The sequence below is a fragment of the Luteibacter sp. UNCMF366Tsu5.1 genome, assembly GCF_900119235.1.
Lineage (GTDB): Bacteria > Pseudomonadota > Gammaproteobacteria > Xanthomonadales > Rhodanobacteraceae > Luteibacter > Luteibacter flocculans.
Genome location: NZ_FPIS01000002.1, coordinates 861,984 through 881,103, shown reverse-complemented (window position 1 = coordinate 881,103; position 19,120 = coordinate 861,984). Strand labels below are relative to the sequence as shown.

Sequence of the window (19,120 nt, the reverse complement as noted above, 5' to 3'; positions counted from 1 at the left end):
TGCGAAGGGAATTAACCGAGCACGCGGGCGACGGTGGCCAGCAGCTGGTCGGGATCGAACGGCTTGACCAGCCAGCCGGTCGCACCGGCCGCCTTGCCTTCCATCTTCTTCTCGGGGTTCGACTCGGTCGTCAGCATGAGGATCGGCACGCCGCTGTAACCCGGACGCGTGCGAATCTCGCGAACCATCGAGATACCGTCCATCACCGGCATGTTCACGTCGGCGAGGATCAGGTCGAACTTGTGGTTACCGGCGGTATCGAGCGCGGCCTGGCCGTTCTCGGCCTCTTCCACGTCGTGGCCCGCGCCACGCAGGGTGAAGGCGACCATGCTGCGCATGGAAGCCGAATCGTCTACCGCAAGAATCTTTGCCATGGGAGCACCTTCAGTTCACGCCGGCTTCGGCCGGCAGTTCGATCAAAGCATGAAGACCCAGCACGGACACGCCGCGCCGGAGGGGATCGCTGACACCGGTCCAGGCGACCGGCAGACCGGCGGCACGGGCATCGCGCGAAAACGCCGCGAGCACCTGCAACCCGGCCGTATCGATCTGGGTCACCGCCGTGCCGTCCAGCTGGACGGCCTCGCCCGCGGCCAGCGCACCCAGCAGGGCGTCGCGCAGCGCGGGCGCAGCGCCGATGCGCAGGTCGGCATCCAGCGCCAGCGGGGCGCGAGGGGCGTCTTTGGAGGATTTCTTCGCCATCGTCCGTACCGTTGGGACCCTTGGCGCACATCGCCTTGGGGTCGTTCGATGGGCTTATCGGCTTTGTGAGGGAAAGCTTTAGGGGAGGTGGCGCTCCACCGAGGGACAGGGCGACGGCGATACGAGCTGTGCCACCATGCGAGCCGGTCAGCCTCCCTATCCGCTTCGTGCAGCGACGTCGCTCTGGTCACGCTTCGGTTCAGCGTACCGCGCCGTCCGCAGCCCTCCGAGACCCCCGGTGAAACGTAAATCGCTCCTGTGGCAGTTGTTCGTGTCGCTTTCCGTGGTGCAGACCGTGGTGCTGTTCTTCGCCTTCGGCGGCCTGCTCTATCTGCTGCTGGACGGCCGCAATACCTATATTTCGGACGGCGTGATCAAGACGGCCGCGCAGGCAGTCCGCACCAGCCCGGCAGGCCTTTCGATCGAGCACACGGAACGGCTGGAGGACTTGCGCCGCCAATATCCGTCGTTCTGGCTCATGGTGGCGGACGCCGATGGGCACTCCGCGCGTTATGGCAACCCGCCCTCCTATTACACGGAGCTGTCACAGCAGCTCGCCTGGATCGGGCCCTCCGAGATCCACGCCTATGAAGAGCGCGCGCCCTACGGCGTACGCATCGACGTGAAAAAGGTCGATGGCCGGCGCATCCACATCATGACCGGCGGCGCGTCTCGCGACGACCTCGGACGCTGGGTGGCCGTGGTCAGTGGTGTCGTCAGCCCCATCGTGTCGGTGCCGCTGATCCTCTCGACGCTCGTGATTGCGCCCCTGCTGATCTGGCGCAGCATGGCGGGGGTGCGCAAGCTCGCACAGTCGGCGGCGGCTATCGACCTGTCGCACCGGGCCGTGCAACTGGAGCTGGACACGGTGCCACGCGAGATCCGCCCCCTGGTGGCGGCGTTCAACGAAGCGATCGACCGCCTGCGCACGACCTACGTGGCCCGCGACCAGTTCCTGCGCGACGCCGCGCACGAACTGCGTCTGCCCATCGCCGTGCTGATGGCGCGCATCGACACCATGCCCAAGGGGCCCGACAAGGCACTGCTGCGGGCTGACGTCAGCAGGCTCGCCACGCTCGCGGAACAGTTGCTCGATCTTCAACGCATCCAGGCGCAAGGCGTCCAGCGGACGCCGGTAAACCTGTGTGAAGTGGCGAGAGACGTGGCGTCTGACGTGGCGCCATTGGCGTCCGCGCAGGGTTACTGCCTGGAAGTAGATGCGCCGGACGATCCCGTGTGGGTATCCGCGGAACCCCTCTCGCTCGGCCGCGTGGTGACCAATCTTGTGCAGAACGCGGTGGTCCATGGCGGCGGTGCAGGCACCATCAGCCTGCGCGTGGTCGCGCCAAACACGTTGCGGGTCTGCGATCAGGGGCCCGGCGTGGCCGAACAGGACCGCGAGCGCATCTTCGAGCCGTTCTACCGCGCGCAGACGGGCGACCCGGGGCACGGCCTCGGTCTCCATCTCGCCTTGGAACTGGTGCGCAGGCAAAACGGGCACATCACGGTGGAGAACCTGGCGGAAGGCGGTGCGTGCTTCGCCGTCACGTTCGAAGCGCTGTCGCAGCCCCAGCTCCCCGCTCCCGAGCCAGCCTGACGTCTACCCTGCCCGGCCCCACCGGCAACATTGCCGGAACGTTGCCGGTGACTCCGGATCGATCGGCTAGCATGCTGCCCTTTGCAGGACGGAGCCGACACACGTGCGCCTATTGCTGGTCGAAGACGACGAACCACTGGCGCTGTTGATGCGGAGCGCACTGCAGCGCCATGGTCTCCTGGTAGACATCGCCGGATCGCTGTCTGTCGCCGCGGCGGCCTTGCGCTCCGGTGTTCACGACCTGCTGGTACTGGACCGCTCGCTACCCGACGGCGATGGCGTGGATCTGATCGCACAGGCACGCAGGATGCTGCCGGGCTTACCCATCATCGTGCTGACGGCGCGGGGCGAACTGCCCGAGCGTATCGAGGGCCTGGACGAAGGGGCCGACGATTACCTGGTGAAACCCGTCGCCACGGACGAGCTGCTCGCGCGCATCCGTGCCGTGGCACGCCGCCCCGCCACCATCGCGCTGCCCCAGGCGGCGATGGGCGCGCTGACGTACGACTTCGGCGCACGGGAGGCCGCCGTCGGCGGGCGCATGCTGCGCCTGCCGCGTCGCCAGTTGCTCATCCTGGAAACCCTGATCTACCGGCAAGGACGCACCGTGCGCCGCGAGGCCCTGCGCGAAGCCGTCTACGGATTCGACGATGCCATCCAATCGAATGCGCTGGACGCGCACATTTCCAAGCTGCGCCGCGCGCTGGATGAAGCCGGTGCCGGCGTGGAGATCAGTGTCATCCGCGGCGTGGGTTATCTGCTGAAGGAGCTCGATTAACGGAACAAGCTCACAGATCGCCGCACTGGATGCACGCGGCGCAATGTTCAGACAACTTCGCTGGCGCAGCATGACGGGACCGGATCTTGAACGGATGTCCCGATGGCAAAGATGACCTTCCCCTGCCTCGCTCTGGCAGGCGCCTTGCTGATACCCAGTGTGCCGATGGCAGCCCCATCGACATCTCAATTCAGCCTCGGCGTCGGGTTCGCATGGAGCCCCAGCCCTTATCGCTCGTACGACAACAAGGCATGGCCACTGCCCGTGGCGAACTACGAAGGCGAGCGTTTCTTCATCCGTGGCGTCGGCGTGGGCATGCGTCTGTGGCGCGATGAAGGTAACGAGCTGTCGCTGGTCGCTTCGCCGATCGGCAACCGATTCCGCCACGACGACACCGACGACACCCGCCTACGCCGTCTGTCCGACCGCGATATCTCCGGGCAACTGGGCGTGCAATGGCGATCGAGAGGCACGTGGGGCGTGGTGCAGCTCGCGGCGCAGAAGGAAGTGACCGGACACGGCGGCGGTCATGTCTTCGACGCAAACTACGGCTACCCGTTGCCGTTCGGGGGCGGGCTGGTACTGATACCGATGGTCGGCGCCACGTATACCAGCGACGCGCTCAACGATTACTACTACGGCATTACCGACAAAGAGGCGCTCAAAAGCGGCCTGCCAGCCTACCGGGCGGGCTCCGGCACCGCGCCGTACGCGGGCGTGACGGCGAACGCGAAGCTCGGCACGCGATGGAACCTGCTCGCCACGCTACGCCTCAGCCGCCTTCCCGACGCCGTGAAAGACAGCCCCATGGTGACGGGCAGCAGCACCCGCAGCTACCTCGTCGCGCTCTCGTACCGCTTCTGAGCATGAGCACCGTCACCCGCCGCATCTTCGCCCTGGCGAGCCTCATCGAGCCCGATCCCTCGGCGACATGGCAGTGGTTCATGAGCACGCCCCTGCCCGGCACGGGCGAACAGACCGCCTGCGACCTCCTGTTCGCCGGCAGGGGCGATCGTGTTATCCGCTTTCTTCGTCGAGCCCTGGCGGAACAATTTGCGGGGAGCCGCGTCGTGCCGTTTCCTAGTGCATGGCGGCAGATGGGGCGTGATGCAGGTTGTGCGTATCGTTCTGCGTTCTAGTTGCGCTCGCCGGTCAACCGCCACGTGGTGGTGACGTGTCGATGTAGCAAACAAATTTCAATGCTTCTGCCGTGGCCTAGGCGCCCCCACCGCCGTCAGGAGTATTGCTACGAATCCGATAAAAATGCTGTTCTTAAACGCGGTATGCCAGATGGCTTCAAAATTGAAAGCAATTCCCGCAATGAGGCAGCGGACGAATACGATGGCTACGATAAGCATAAAAAAACAATCGCAAGGACGCCGCCCACCATTAGAATACGCACCGGTCTACTTAGCTTCATTTTTTTGAGCCTTTAGAGGTCCAACCGGGCACCTTATCTATGGTGCTTTGGATGGCTTCGGACGTCGTAGGCCCCAATACGTTCCCATAGATATATGGGCTCAGAGCTCCAGCGCCACCATTATTTAACCAGCACCGTCCTACTCAAAATCGGGGGGACGTCGCCTCTTTGCCGGCAAGCCCGACTCGAGGGCGGCAAGGAGAGTGAACGATGGAGGCAAAAACTCGGGAGACGCACCTATATCCCCAACAAAATCGACGTACAACAGGACTGCCCACTCGGGAAATGCTCGCTCCGCAGGCTCATCGTCGTACAGGTCGACATTCGCCTTCAGCATCAGTCTTCCACCATTCCCAGCCCTATGCAGGTAGTACAGTCCGCCGTGGTAATCGCTCTCACGCTCGTCCAGGCTTACACCAAAGCACCGCTCAACCTCCTCCCTGGATTCAGGAAGGGACATGCTCTTACATCCGTAAAGAAGGGAATGGCCCATGTACGATTTCTCAGGAGAGGAAACACTTGGCCTGAATGACGTTCACACCGACAGTCAGGTAGGAGGTGGCAGGTCACGGCGAATAAGCCTTCGCATCGGCGAGTGCAGTCCTTAGCGCCATGGCTGCATCTTGCTGTCCACCGATCATTGTAAATACAAGGCATACCCACTTCGCAGCGTCGATGTACTGACCGTGGGATATCCAGCCATCCAGATTCTTCGCAAGGACTTTGCGCCCCCAGTCAAAGAACGCTTCTCGATCCTTGTCGAGACTATCCCAAGACAACGCCACGGCATAACCGAACTTTCGCAGCGGCGGAGAGCTTCCCCGTTTCACCTGACTAGCACCATGAATCGCTTCGTACTCGGCTATCGCAAGATCGCGTTCACCAGCCAGCAGAGCGACCGGCATGAAGTCATCCAGGCGGAGTGTCCTCATGTCTGAGGGTCGATAAACGTGCTCTTCATGGGAAGCGACGAGTTCAGATTTCATTGCCGCCTTCCACACTTACACATCGATCGCATCGCCGGACAGCCATTTCGCAATTCCAAATGTTTCATTGAGCCGATAGATATGGAATTCTGGCGCCGAACCAAAATCTTCTCTCGGAACAATCGCTCCACGAAGCCACTCCAAGCACTTGGGAAGCGATCCGCTAACTTCACCAAAAAGATCCACGAAGGCCGCCTCAACAATGGCACCGATACGGCTTCTGGAAACTTTCCCCATAGGCCTGTCTGGGCTGAACTCGGTGCCGTTCACGTAGGCTATCGTGAACTCCTTCATGATCTTCTGCTTCTTCTCTTGATCAAATTTCATGGTCAGTTGCAAACCTTTCCGCCACACTTGCCAACCGCCGTAATTATGCAGGGCTCGACTCCGCGCTCCTCAGAAGGATTCAGGTTGCAAGCCCTGATTTCAGGAAATGCAATCCACTCTCATCTCGTACCGCAAAGATCGACGAATATTCGAACGAGAGAACGAATCGCTGACTGAAATGCTCGGCGAGTGACCTTACGAAACGCTCTAGATCGCGCCAACCGTCGTCATAAGTGCTCGGTCTGATGAATGCGTAGCAACGCGCACCCACCCTCCAAGTGAGCGACGGTTCTTCCGCACCGACGACCAAGTTACCCCTGGCGTCCTCGATAAATAAGTTCGTACCCGACGCTTCGAACCAGATGTGATCATCGGACTTGACGCCACCTAGAGCTTCCGCAAGGCGAAATAGCGAACTTACGGGGATGCCCTCTTCAATCTCGAGAGTAAAATGAAGCGACATTAGGATCCCTCAATAAGCGTAATCTTTCCATCTTTTATAACATAGAGTCGGCTAAGGCCATTCACAGGAAAAGACCTTATTCCATTCTGTATGTCATCCGGACCAAGCGGCGAGTCGGCGAGATTAAGCACAATAGTATCCGCCTGCTTCTCCACTTTCTGACTCACTGTTTTGAGCACTGATCCGACGCTAGAGGTTGTAGGTGAAGCGACGTCGGCTATTGCACCATTTATCTTGAGATCGGGATTTGGCCCCACCTTTCCAGTATTAGGCAATTGCTCCACATCAAACCCTGCACCTGCGAGCAGTTCGGCCGCCTCGTTCTGCCTGGCGATAGCACGCACCTGATCCGGCGGCGCATTCTTCGGAGGTACCTCCGGCTCGCCCTTTAACGCGCCCTTGGTCGCACCAATACTTCCGGATGCCTCGGCAGAGGGCGCGACGTCCCCCGTCGATGCCAATATCTTCGTCGCATCGTCGACAGTCGACTTCGCTGCCTCTTTCTCAAGAGACACGGCAACCTTCTCTGCTGTGGCTTCGACAGCCTTACCAGCAACCTTCACGCCAGCACCAACAATTTTGCCGGCACCAACAGCATTTCCCAGGGCGGCGGTAACTTGCAATGCCGTCACCGTCTGAATAGCACCGCTTACGTCCTGTCCATAGATCAGCTGCATCCGATCTTGAAGGGACTGGTTAAAACTTACGGCAGCGCCTTCGCCCATATTCTGGGCGCCCGAAACGAATCCATCCTTCAGCCCATAGTAGGTATCTATCGGGTGCGCAAACACACCACCAATTGCGGAACCCAAGCCGATCACTACGTTCTTACCCACTCCAAAGGGATCATCCTTAATCGCTCCTCCAATAGCCGATGCGTACTTTTCTGATTCCTCAGCCATTCCGGTGGTTAGATCACGGGTAACAGCCGGGCGCACATACTTGCCGATAAAGTCGAGATCGGCGTCTGGCGCATTCTGCGCTGGCGCAAAGAACTGGCCGCGCTCAGCGGTAAACATGATTTGCTGCTTACCAAGATCGTTCGTGAATGTCGCGTCGGTCGACGCGAGGAATGCCTGCGCTGCGGAATCGTCCCCCGAGCCAAGAACACTCTTCCAGATGAAGTCGACATCCTTGGATGCCTGCTGACCGAGCCGTGCTGTGGCCGTTTCGATTTGCTCTTGCGACGGATCGCACCCGCCGCACTCCTGCCGAGCGAAGTCCGTCGCGTGCCGTTTGATCCACGCGGTTTCGTCGGGGTGAAGTTGGCGATTGTTCAGTTCACCGTTAAGGGCAGCAGCGGCACCACGCGAGCCGCCAATGGCACCACCGATGGCGGCAGCGCCGAGCTCCATATAGGTCTTCTTCTCTTCTGGCGTCGCGTCCGTCGTAGCCAAATAGTCTTGCATGGCCTTCGAGGCGGCTTCGGCAGCACCCGCTCCGAGCGCACCCTGCAGCGCATTACCGCCTCCAAGCGATGCCATCGCCGCGCCAACGACACCGTGAAGAATGACCTTGTTTCGACTCCCGTCCGCCCAAGCCGCACGCTGCTCGTCTGTAGTTGCGTTGTACTGCATGTACTCCGCAATAGCCCCGACGGTGCGCATTCCGACATAGCCAGCCTGCGTAGCCAACTCCTGCTGCTCGGACACCTTTTTGGGGTCATAACTATTCTTCAACGCCTCGTCGTCAAGCGTCGGATTTCGATCCAAGCTACTGAGATCCTTACCCGGATCGTTCCGAACGATGATGGCGCCTTCAGCAATGCCCGAATGAGTGTCGCTGCTGCTGTTCCCTTCGTGCGGTGTAGCCATGGATATCGCCGCGCCAATGGCTCCGGCAACATTGCTTGACATCGTGCTACCGCCACTAAAGCTGACTTGGCTGGCGTTGTACTTCGACTCGTTGTGCAGATCCTCCCAGACCAGATCGCCTGTGCTCAGCACGTTCCTGGAAGCGTCAGCCGAGCTGGCAATCTGCCCTCCCACCAGATGAGTCGTGCCACCAACGTCGATCTGGAAGCCGCCGTCGCCGGCCTTGATCCCGCTGACTTCGTTCACGCTGGTGTATTGGCTGTCGACCTTGCTTGCGGCGTAGTAGGCGCTACCACTGACAAATCCGCTCTGGGTGATGCCGACCATGAGCTTGCCACCGGCCTGCATGGTCTTGCTTGCGTAGTCGTCGGTGTCCTGCTCGCTGCGGATGGTCAGGTTGTTGCCGATGTCGGCCACCACCTGATTGCCCTTCAGCTGGGCGCCCTCAATGGTCGTGTCGTTACCACTGATGATGGTCAGCTTGTCGCCGGCATTGACCGTGGTTTCGGCATGAGTGCTGCCGTTGCCGTGGGCCTTGCCACTGCCGACGCTAGCCGATGCATAGATGCCGAAGCCATCGGAGCCGAAGCTGACGCCAATACTCCCAGCGGAATTCTTCGAGTCGTTCTTTAGGCTGTGTTCCTCGGACTGGCTGAGCAGGTTGATGTCGTGCGTCGCTGCTAGGGCAACGTTCTTGCCGGTCACCTCGCCGCCGATGATGGTCAGGTCGCCGCCCGTCGCACCGATGGTGACGTTGCCACCGCTGGTGATGTGGCCGCCATACGACGTGCTGTCATGCGTCGTGGTCTTGCTGCTCGCACTGCTACCGCCGATACCGACCTGAACGTTGATGCCCGCCGCGCCCGCGGCGCTCTGTGCGTCAGTCACGCCGCTGAAATCGCCGACTGCGTTAACAGCGTCGTTCGCTTCGTACGCTGCTCGGGCCGCATACAGCGCCTTCAGACGATCGTCATCACTATTGCTGGCGCGCTTCGTCGAATCCCGTGCGCTCATGGCGAGGTCGTACGCAGCGCCGCCCAATCCCCCGGTGACACCCCCCTCGCTATGCTTCTGCGACTGCGTCGTATCCAGCGTGTCCAGCCCGGCATCGATCGTGACGTTCTTGCCGACGATCGTCGTGCCGGTCTTGCTGATGACGTCCGTGCCGGTCAGGTGGAGGTCACCACCCGCCGTCAGCGTCACCTGTCCATCGGTGGAGCCGACGACGCTACCCGTGTGAGTTACTTGGTGCGAGCTATCCGAGCGGCTGTCCTTCGCCTGCCCGTAAAGCTCGTTCATCCCGCTCTTGGAGTAGCCCGTCTTGGTGACCGTCTTGCTGTGGCTGTCGTCGTAGATATCGACGGCCGTGGTGAGCGTCAGGTTGTTCCCTGCTGCCACCACCACGTCGTGTGTACCGGCGATCTTCGCGCCTTCGCCAAGCACGTCGTGGCCCGCAGCGACAGAGATCGAATCGCCACTGAGCAGGGTGCCGTTGGCGACATGCTGCGCCGTGTCGTCGTTCGTTACCGTCTTCTTGCCCGCCTGGACGATGCCGCCGCCGCGGTTGAGCGTGAAGCCGGACTTCTTGACGGTCTTGTCGTGGGTCTCGTTATAGGTGTCCGTCGTCGCGAGCAGGTTCACGTCGTGGCCCGCCGCCAAGGCGATGCCGCCCGTTGCCTGGACCGTCGCACCCATGGCAGTCAGGTCGTTTCCGGCCACCATGCGGATGTTGTCGCCACTGAGCGACGTGCCGACAGCCAACGTCTGCTCGCTGGTGTCGTGGGTCGTGGTCGTCTTGCTGCTGAAGAGGCCGCTCTTCTTTTTCTTGGTGTCCGTGACGACGGTATGGGTTTCGTCCTCGGCGCCAAGCGTGAGGTCGTGTCCCGCGGCCAAGGTGATGTCGCCGGTCTTGGTAGCGACGGTCGTCGCATCCAGGGTGGCGTCGTGACCGGCGGCGATCTGCACACCCGTACCGGCGTCGATCGTCACGCCGCGAACGGTCTCATCCGTCGTCGTCTCCGTAACGCGCTTCTTTCCCTCCTTCCAGCTCGCCGTCTTCGTCGTGCTGTCGGTTACCGTGGTGAGGTCGAGGTCGTTGCCGGCCTGGAGCGCCGCCGTGCCGCCTGCCTTGATCTGCGTTCCTTCGAGCAGCGCGTTGTTCCCGGCGGCCACCGCGAGGTTGCCGCCTGCGTCGAGGGTGGTCACATCGTGGGTGACCTTGGTCGACGTGCCGTTGCTGGTCGCAGTCAGCGACAGGTCGTGGCCTGCCAGCAGGGCCATGTCGCCGCCGGCTTTCAGCGTGCCGGCTTGCACGGCAAGATCGTGACCCGCTTGCAGTGACAGCGAGCCACCAGCGTCGATCGAACTACCGGTCGTCTCCGTCTTCCAGCGTGTGCCGCTCTGCACTGCACCCAGGGTAAGGTCGTTCCCTGCCTGCAAGGCCGCGTTGCCACCCGCCTTCAAGGTGGTGGCGGACAGCGTCATGTCGTTGCCGGCGACCAGCGACAGGTCCTTTCCGGCGCTGAGCGTGAGCCCATTGGCCGTGGTGCCGGTGATCGTGTTGCTCCACGCGTACGGATGGGTCGTGGTCACGCTCGACGCGATCGACAGATCGTGCCCTGCGGCCAGCGCCAGGCTTCCGCCCGCCGACACGCCCTGCCCGGCCAAGCTGAGGTCATGGCCCGCCGTCAGCAGCGCGTCGCCGCCTGCGGTAACCGCCGTGTGATCGAGCGACAGGTTATGTCCTGCGCTGATCTGCAGGCCTTGCGTGGCAGTGATGCTTGCACCATCCATGCCGCGACCGATCAGTCCGCCCACGTTCTCGGAGCGAATATCGCCTCCCGCGATCACGCTGACGCCAGCACCGTCGATGCGACCGTTGAGGTTGGTTACATTCCCGGTAGCGCTGATCGCCGTGAGGCCGCCGCTGGAAATGCGACCGCTGTTGAGCAGATCCTGCGCGGTGAGCAGCGTGCTGTTTTCGCCGCGGATCAAGCCACCGTTGGACAGCGCGCCCGACGCCTCGATGCTCACGTCCTTGCCCGCGATCACCGCGCCTTGCGCCGTGAGGCCCAGGGTGCCGTTCGCCAGGTAGACCACCGGAACCAGCACCTCGTGGCCGTCCACGTTCTGCTGCACCATCCAGACCATGTCCTGGGTGAGTGCGCTGACCTGTTCCGCCGTCAGTGCCACGCCCACGCTCAGGTTCATCGCCTGCGCCACGTGCGTGGCGTTGTTCATCAGCGACTGGTATTCCTGCAACCCGCTCGAATAGTCGGAGAGATAGGTGCGGCCAGTGAGCTGCGTCACCTGCTGGGTCACCAGCTGCTGCTCATAGAAGCCGTCGCCGAGACGCATCATCGTGCGTGCCGGGTCGACGCCTAGCTTGTCCAGCAGGTAGTCGCTGCTGATGAATTGGCTGTAGTCGACGAAGCGCGAATTGGTTTCGATGAGGTAGTTGCCGCTGGGCGGATGGCCCAGCAATGCGGTGAGGTACGCATTACCCATCAGGCCGACGTTGCGCGCCGAGACACCGCCCGCCAGTGCGGAGAGCTGATCCGCGCCGACATTGCCGACGGCCGTGCGTTCGCCGGCACTGGCGGCGGTAATCTGGCCGCCTGCGGACGGCCCATCGACGGCTACGCTGTCACTGCCGCTCGCACCGCGAACACTGTAGATACCCCCCGTGGGAAGCGTCACGCCGGCCAACGGTTGTCCTGCGCCACCAAGCACCTGCGGCGCGTGGCCGGTTGCCGGATCGACTTGCGCACCGACCGGCAGACCCGCCGCACCCTGCGCGCTGCCCTTGTTCAACGATGCGAGGCCGATGGCCTGCGCATTGGGGTCCAGGCGCGTGTTACCAACCGAACGGCCATCCGGCGTGACACCGCCGTTGGAGACGTTCACACCGCTGATGGCGACACCACCGGAGCCCGTCATCACCGCGCCGAGTGCGGTGTAGTTGTCGTGCAGGTAGGTCGAGGGATCCGTGTTGGGTCGGTAGGTGTAGTACTCCTTTTCGTCTTCCGGGTCGCACAGGCTGGGATCCCATCCGCAACGAATGTGATGGGTCACGGCCACCTGTTGAATGGTGCGGCCCGCTGCGAGCGACTGGTTGGCGACGTTTTCGTTACCGAGCACCATCCCGGTCCCGCCACCGGCGCCCTGCTGGTTCACGGCGAGAAAGCCGTTGGCCGCGATGGTGGAGGTGCTGTTCGTCACCGAACCGTAGAGCGAGATGTTTCCGCCGGCCAGGATCTGCGACTGCGCGCTGGCCGCATTGACCACGGTCTCCTGGATGGTGTGGTACTCGGTGTAGGTCTCGTACTCCTGCACCTTGTTGACCGAGTGCTTATAGTCCGAAACCGGCAAGGGCTGCGAAGCGGCCGATTCCTCAGCCGACAGCACATGGTCGGTCGTGTTCAGCACACGGCGTACGTTGTTGATCTGGTTCGCAGCGAGCAGGATGCTCCCCTGCGCCTGGATCGACCCGGAGATATTGTCGATCTGACCCGCGCGGGTATCGAACAAACCCTGGCCGTTACGGCGCGCCCCCGCGACGTTGATGTTGCCGAGGCTGAAGATCTGCGCGTCGCGGTTGAGCAGGTAGTTCGTGTAGATATCTACGCTGCCCGTCGCGGCGATCGTCCCGCTCTGATAAGCCGCGTTGCCGGTCGCCTGGCCGAAGTCGGCACCGTTGACCACGCTACCGGCCTGGATCGTGACGTTGCCGCCCATGATCGTGCCGGTGTTGTTCACCGCACCGGCCGTCATGCCGACCGTATTGCCCTGGATGCTACCGGCGTTGGTGATCGTGCCGCCCGTGTTGAGCTGCGTGTTGGCGGAGTTGAGCAGCGCTCCCGCGTTGTTGGTGATGTTCGCCGCGCTGATCGTCAGCCCGTTCACGGCCTGGATGCTGCCGTTGTTGACGAACTGCCCGTCCACCGCGAGGCTGAAGCCTCCGCTGGCCTTGATGCTCGATCCTGCTGCCTGGACGTAGTCGCCCACCAGGTGCATGCCGAGCGTGTTGTTGGCGACGATGGTGCCCTGGCCGACGAGGCTGCGGATGTCGAGCATGACGTTGCCGACACCACCCACACCATCGATGCCGGCCTGCAAGGTGCCGCCACTGTTGTTCAGGCTCGCCAGCGTGAGGTTGAGCTGCTGCCCCGCGGTGATCTTGCCGCCCGCGTTGATTGCCGATGCGCCGGCATTGACGAAGTTGAAGGTGTTGCCGGCGTAGACCGTGCCGTTGCTGTTGTCCAACTGGCCGGTGCCGAGCGTCATGCTTCCCGCCGCCACGAGCGTGCCGCCCTGGGCATTCGAGATCGACGTACCGGAAAGGGTGACGTCGCCCTGGCCGCCGAGCGTGCCGCCACGGTTGTCGATGCCGCCACCCGAGGTGACCTGGGTCGATGCGCCGCTGGCGTTCGCGATGCGCCCGCCGACGTTGGAGACGGATGCCGAGGTCAGCGTGGTGGCACCGTTCGCCTCGATGCTGCCCGCGTTGTTGTTGATGCCGTTGGTGCCGCGAAGGTCGAGCGCGCCGCGGCTCTGCAGACGACCGCCGACGTTGGCGATCGTGTTGGTTGCCTGCACACTGAGCTGGCCGGCCGTGACGGTACCGGCGTTGTTCACCTGGGCCGCCGTGAGCTTGGCCAGCGTGCCGGCCGCGATGGTGCCTGTCGCGTTGTCGAGCGTGCCGTTGACGCCAAGCGTCACGGCAGCAGGTGCGGACTGGATCGTGCCGCCAGCATTGGACAGATCAGCGGCCGACAGCATGAGGTCGCCTGCCGTCGCCTGGAGCAGGCCACCCGCATTGTTTACGCCGTTGCCGACGGTCACACCCAACGCGCTGCCCGATATCGCGCCGTTCGCCGTATTGCTGAGCGACGCGGCGGCGATCGTGGTGGCGCCATGCGCATTGATCAGACCGCCATCATTGAGCAGGTTGGTCGCCGCGGTGACGCGTGTCGCGCCATTGCCTGCGAGGGTGCCTTGGGTGTTGTCGATGTCCTGGTCGGCCTTGACGTCGAGTAGCCCGGTCCCGGCCAGTTGAATGCTGCCGCCGCGATTGACGACGCGCGTGCCATGCACCGTCAGGTCGTTGCCGTTCGTGGCGATCGTGCCACCGGTGTTGTCCAGTGTGCCGGTGGTCAGCGTCCAGGCCGTGTTGCCCGTTTGCAGCAACTGGCCGCGGCCATTGTCGATCGACGCGGCGCTGAGCAGCAGTGTGTTTGCCTGCATCCGCGCAGCGCGACCATCCACACCGCGATTCAGCAGCGTTCCGGAGGCCTGCGCGGTCAACGCGCCGCCGACGGCGAGATCGCCGGCCGTATGGTCGATGTTGCCTGCGCGCGCCACGAACGTGGCATCGGTCCCGGCCCGCTGCGTGCCATACGACAGGTCGAGCGCATTCGCCCTCGTGTCGAGCATGTGGCCGGCAAGCAGGCTGCCGTGCGCGGTCAACGCGCCACCGGCGGACACGCGAAGGTCGCCGACGCTGTCGAGCGTACCGTCGGCCTTCACGCCTGCCGCCAGTACACCGGAGGCGTCGACCGTGCCGCCATGCACGGTGAGATCGCCCGACGACAATGTCTTGCCGCCGTTGCTCACAGCGGCGCCATCGAGCGTGATCGTGTTCGCGGACAGTGTGCCGTTCTGCGTCAGCGTGGCGCCGCTGGTGAGGGATGCCGTGAGCGCGCTGATGTCGCCCTGCGCATTGAGGTCACCGTCGGCATGCAAGCTCAGCGCGTTGGCGGACAACTGGCCGCTCTGGCGGATCGCGCCTGAGGCCGTTCCATTCAATGCCGCTGCCGAAACGACCGTGCCGCCCAGCACGAGATCGCCCCGGCGCGCCTGAAGATCCAGGTCGCCCTGCTGCGTGCCGAGCGTGCCGGTGCTGGATACGCTGCCGCCCTTAAGATCGAGCGATTTCGCAGCGACGATCTTGCCGGCGTTGTTCACCGCACCGACCACGTCGATGGCGATATCGTCCGCGCCTGTGAGTTCGGCCAAGGCGCCCTGCGTGAGGCCGTTCGCTCCGAGCGTGATCTTGCGGCCCGCGTAAGCGGTGCCTTGGTTGTCCAGCGCATCGATGGCGTGCAGGTCGAGCGTGCCGTCGGTCGACAGCGCGCCGGTGTTGCCGATGTTCGCCGCCGTTACCGCCAGCGAGGTCGAGGCCAGCAGTTTGCCGGCGTTGTTCATCGCACCGGTCGTGGCGATGCCCAGCGCACCGCCGGCCTGCGTGGTTCCGGATAGGCTGACATCGCCCTGCGCGGCCACCGAGATGTCATGTGCGCTCGCCAGCGTGCCCTTGCTGTCGATGCTTCCCGCCGTAACGGACAGATTGCCGTTCGTCTGCAAGGCGCCGTTCGTGGCCTGCGTCAACGCGCCCGCATCGACGGTAAGGCCCTGCTCCGACGCCAGGCTGCCGCGATTGTCGATATTGCCCGTCGATTGCAGGCTCAACGTGCCGGACGTGTAGACGCTGCCGGTGTTGTGAAGGTCGCGCCCCGCGTTCAACGCCACCGCGCCGTTGGCCGACATGTCGCCGGCCAAGGTCATGTCCGTGGCGGCGGTCAGTGTCGCGGCGGCGGCACTCAGCGCACCCGACTGAGCAAACGCAGCTGCGGATGTCGCATCCAGTCGACCTGCCGAGACCGTGGTACCCGCCAGCGAGAGATCGCCCAGTGTCGTCGCGATCGCCACGTCGCCGGCCGTGCTGCCCAGTTGCGCCGTGCTGCTCAGGCTACCCGCGTTGATGGAGAGACCGTTGCCACCGACGATGGCGCCTGCGCTGTCGAGCGCGTCCGACACATCCAGCGACACATGATCGGCCGCATGAACCTGTCCGTCGCTCGTCTGGGTGAAGCTGGCGGCGTTCAATGCGAGAAGATTGCCCGCATAGAGCACACCCGCATTGACGACGTCCTGCGATGCGGTAAGCGTGAGATTGCGCCCCGCGCTGACCGCGGCGTCCTTGGCGCCATCGAAGTGCGCCGCATTCAGCAAGACATCGCGTGCCGCGACCACGGTCGCTGCCTGCGTCAGCGTGCCGCTCGTCTGGACATGCACATCGCGCGCTGCCTGCAGACGGCCTGCCAGCGACGCGGCGTCGGCGGTCAACAACAGATCGTTGCCGGCGTCGAGCGTACCGTGCGTGACGATGCTCGCCGCATTCAGTGCAAGGTCGCCACCGGCGTGTGTCGTACCGGACTGGTCGATGCTGGCCGCATGAACCGTCAGCGCACCATCGGCATAGGCATCGCCACCGAGGGCGATGCTCTGGGCCGCGTCGAATACGGCGTCGCCGGTGGCATGGATCGCGCCAGCGAGCGTCATCGATTGTGCAGCCAGATCCAACGACGTGCCCGTGAGCGTACCGTCGAGAAGTACGTTGCCCGCTGCATGAGCGGAGAACGCGCTTGCAGCTGACGCCACGCTGCCAAGGTGAAGATCACCGCGCGTCGTCAGCGCCGCGCTGCCCATGCTGCTGCCCACCGAGCCGGTGGAATCGATACTCTGCGCATCGACGGCCAGCGACTTCACGCCCACCACACTACCGGCATTGCGGAGCATGTCCTGCAGTGTCAGCGTCGCCGTATCCGCGGCACTGACCGCCCCACCCGTGCCGACGGTCAAGGCATGCGCGTTGATGTCGAGTCCATGACCTGCGTATAGCTGACCGGCGTTGTCGACGTCGCCCTGAACATCGAGGGCAAGGTCGTGCGTCGCCGAGATCGCACCGCTGTTCGTCAGCGAACCTGCCTGTGCGGTAACGTCACGCCCCGCAACGACGGCCGCCGCGTTATCTACGCCACCCGCCACGGTCAACGCCACATCGCGACCGCCCTGCACGTTGCCTGCAAGACGCATCGACTGCGCATCGAGGGTGACGTCGCGGGTCGCGTCGATCTGCTTGGAGCTGTCGATCGATGCGGCATGCAGCGCGAGATCGGTGCCCGCATGAAGCGTGCCGCTGTTGGTCAGCGTGCCGTCCGCACCGAGCGTGAGCTGGCCGTCGGCATACAACGAACCCGTGTTGGATACATCGTGCGAGGCATGCAGCTGTGCATTGCCGCGCGCATATGTTTCGCCGTTGTTTGCGAGCGAACCGACCTCGGCGTCGAGGTCGACGGTCGTGAGCTGGCCTTGCTGAGTGACCGTACCCGGTGCTCGCAGACTCAAGCTCCCACCCACCACGGTCGTGCCTGCGAGCGCGATATCGGACCCGCTGACCAGCGCCGCATCGCCCTGCTGGGTGCCTAGCTCGCCATCGCTGGAGACGGAGCCCGCGGTTAATGCAAGCCCACCGCCACCCACGAGCATGCCGCTGTTGGCCAGGTTCCCGGTCAACGTCACCTGCGCACCGGCGACGCCATGGAGCTGAGCCGCCGCCGATTGTGTGAGCGACGCTGCGTTGACCACCACGCCACCGGCGGCGTAGAGCGTGCCCTGGTTGAAGGCGTCGCCTGCCGCGTTCACCACCAGATCGCTGCCCGAGGACACGATGCCCGAAGCGAGGTTGCTGACCCGGGCGGCCCGCAGATCGAGGCGACCGCCCGAGACGATCGTCGCGCCGTTGTTCAATTGGTTCGTCGCGCGTACGGCGACGCTGCCGGCGCCCTGTACCGCACCCGCCAAGTTGGCATCGCTACGGCTGGACAGCGTCAATGCACCGCCTGCATCCACGATGCCGTTCGTGGCGACGCCACCCGCGTCGATCGCCAACGCGCCGCCAGCATGCAGCGTGCTCGCCGCCGTGGCATCGAAGAGGCCATTGGCGAGAATCGAGCCACCGCCAAGCCCGTAGATCGTGCCTTCGTTGTGCAGCGCATTCGCACGCAGGTCGAACGCCTGATCGGAGTAGATGAGTCCTGCATTGCGCACGGCGCCTGCGGCATAGACCGCAAGATTCCCTCCCGCGCTGAACCGTCCGGACGAGATCACGTCTCCCGCGGCATTCACCGTGAGCGCACCGCCCGCGATCACGCGGCCGGGAACGGTGAGTGTGCTGCCGCTGGTCAGGGACGCCGCGCCATTCTGCGTGCCGAATGTGCCGTCGACGATCACCGGACCGCTGGCATCGAGCGAGGCATTGCCGAACGCCACGGTTGTGCCGCTCAGACGCACTTCACCGGCGTTGCTCAGCGTCAGGTCACCGGCCTGCGCAGCGATTGCGCCGCTGCTGACCACGCCGACACCTGCTTCCGTACCGACAAGGCGGATCTTTTCCGCGTACATGCCACCGAGTGCGGCCACGTCGATCGCAACGGCGGGACGGGCGGCGTCTGCCTCGTTCGCGCGCACGCCAGCATCTGCGTAATTGACGTCGTTGGTGCCCGTGACGACGGACAAATCCTTCGCCCACAGCTGACCGTTCAACTGCACGGCGCGCGCGATCAGATCGGTGCGATCCACGACCGAGCCGTCGAGGCCACCGCTGCCGATGGCGATGCTGCCGCCGGTGACGTGGAAGGCATCCAGGCTACCGCTGCCTCCGAACATTGGCGTGCCGGTCGTCAGCGTGAAGCGCTGGCTGTTGATGACGCCGCAACCGTCGCAGGTGATGCCATAGGGGTTGGCGATCACGACTGGCGCGGCCTTGCCGCCCACCTCGATGTAGCCGCGCAGGCTGCTCGGCAGGGCCGACGTCACCTCGTTGAGGATCAGCGACGCTTCGCCGCCCTTGAGGTTGTCGTTGCCGGCGACATAGCCGCCGAGCTGGGTGCGCACGATGTTGGCGCTGTTGTTGAGGATCACGCCGCGCTGGTCGACGTCGAAGCGCTGGTACTTGTTGTGCGATACGCCCCGCGCGTTCGGCGCGACGATATCGACCACCGGCACGCCATTGGCCGCCGAGTCCATCGTCGGGCGATGCGCTCCTGCCGCCGCGTCCGGCACCTGCTGTGCCCACGACACCACGGGAATGCCCAGCGTCGCCAGCACGACCGCAAGGGCCAGCGAGCGCACTGTCGAGATCGCTACCGCACCGTACCGGCGCCCCATCGTTGCCTTGATCGTCATGACCT

The 19,120-nt window shown here is 63.7% G+C and carries 10 protein-coding genes; 4 read left to right on the top strand and 6 right to left on the bottom strand.

Annotated elements, in window-relative coordinates; all coding sequences use genetic code 11:
* Positions 1–11 precede the first annotated feature (11 nt).
* Together BT115_RS13055 and BT115_RS13050 are read right to left on the bottom strand one after the other, a co-directional pair.
* Positions 12–374 carry a response regulator gene (locus tag BT115_RS13055; protein WP_072323002.1) on the bottom strand — a complete coding sequence of 121 codons (363 nt, stop codon included), beginning with the start codon at positions 372–374 and terminating at the stop codon, positions 12–14.
* 10 nt (positions 375–384) lie between these two features.
* Positions 385–702, bottom strand: a complete 318-nt coding sequence (locus BT115_RS13050) for an STAS domain-containing protein (protein WP_072323001.1) — start codon at positions 700–702, stop codon at positions 385–387.
* A gap of 238 nt (positions 703–940) precedes the next feature.
* Between BT115_RS13050 and BT115_RS13045 the strand changes: the two genes are divergently transcribed.
* The 4 genes from BT115_RS13045 to BT115_RS13030 all read left to right on the top strand — a co-directional run bounded on the left by BT115_RS13045 (position 941) and on the right by BT115_RS13030 (position 4,216).
* Positions 941–2,299, top strand: a complete 1,359-nt coding sequence (locus BT115_RS13045) for a sensor histidine kinase (RefSeq protein ID WP_072323000.1) — start codon at positions 941–943, stop codon at positions 2,297–2,299.
* Between the two features lie 103 nt (positions 2,300–2,402).
* Positions 2,403–3,077: a response regulator gene (locus BT115_RS13040; RefSeq protein WP_072322999.1), complete on the top strand. Its 675-nt coding sequence runs from the start codon at positions 2,403–2,405 to the stop codon at positions 3,075–3,077.
* A gap of 102 nt (positions 3,078–3,179) precedes the next feature.
* Positions 3,180–3,941: a MipA/OmpV family protein gene (locus tag BT115_RS13035; RefSeq protein WP_143144558.1), complete on the top strand. Its 762-nt coding sequence runs from the start codon at positions 3,180–3,182 to the stop codon at positions 3,939–3,941.
* 2 nt (positions 3,942–3,943) lie between these two features.
* On the top strand, positions 3,944–4,216 hold the full coding sequence (locus BT115_RS13030) for a hypothetical protein (RefSeq protein ID WP_072322998.1): 273 nt from the start codon (positions 3,944–3,946) through the stop codon (positions 4,214–4,216).
* Between the two features lie 420 nt (positions 4,217–4,636).
* Here BT115_RS13030 and BT115_RS13025 read toward each other — a convergent pair whose 3' ends face one another.
* From BT115_RS13025 to BT115_RS13005, 4 genes are all read right to left on the bottom strand, one after another.
* Positions 4,637–4,957, bottom strand: coding sequence for a hypothetical protein (locus tag BT115_RS13025; protein WP_072322997.1), 321 nt, complete (start codon positions 4,955–4,957; stop codon positions 4,637–4,639).
* Positions 4,958–5,063: 106 nt separating this feature from the next.
* Positions 5,064–5,483 (bottom strand): hypothetical protein, encoded by a 420-nt coding sequence (locus BT115_RS13020; RefSeq protein ID WP_143144557.1) that lies wholly within the window; start codon positions 5,481–5,483, stop codon positions 5,064–5,066.
* 15 nt (positions 5,484–5,498) lie between these two features.
* Positions 5,499–5,810, bottom strand: coding sequence for a hypothetical protein (locus BT115_RS13015; RefSeq protein ID WP_072322995.1), 312 nt, complete (start codon positions 5,808–5,810; stop codon positions 5,499–5,501).
* 462 nt (positions 5,811–6,272) lie between these two features.
* On the bottom strand, positions 6,273–19,115 hold the full coding sequence (locus tag BT115_RS13005) for a hemagglutinin repeat-containing protein (protein WP_072322993.1): 12,843 nt from the start codon (positions 19,113–19,115) through the stop codon (positions 6,273–6,275).
* Between the last annotated feature and the right edge of the window lie 5 nt (positions 19,116–19,120).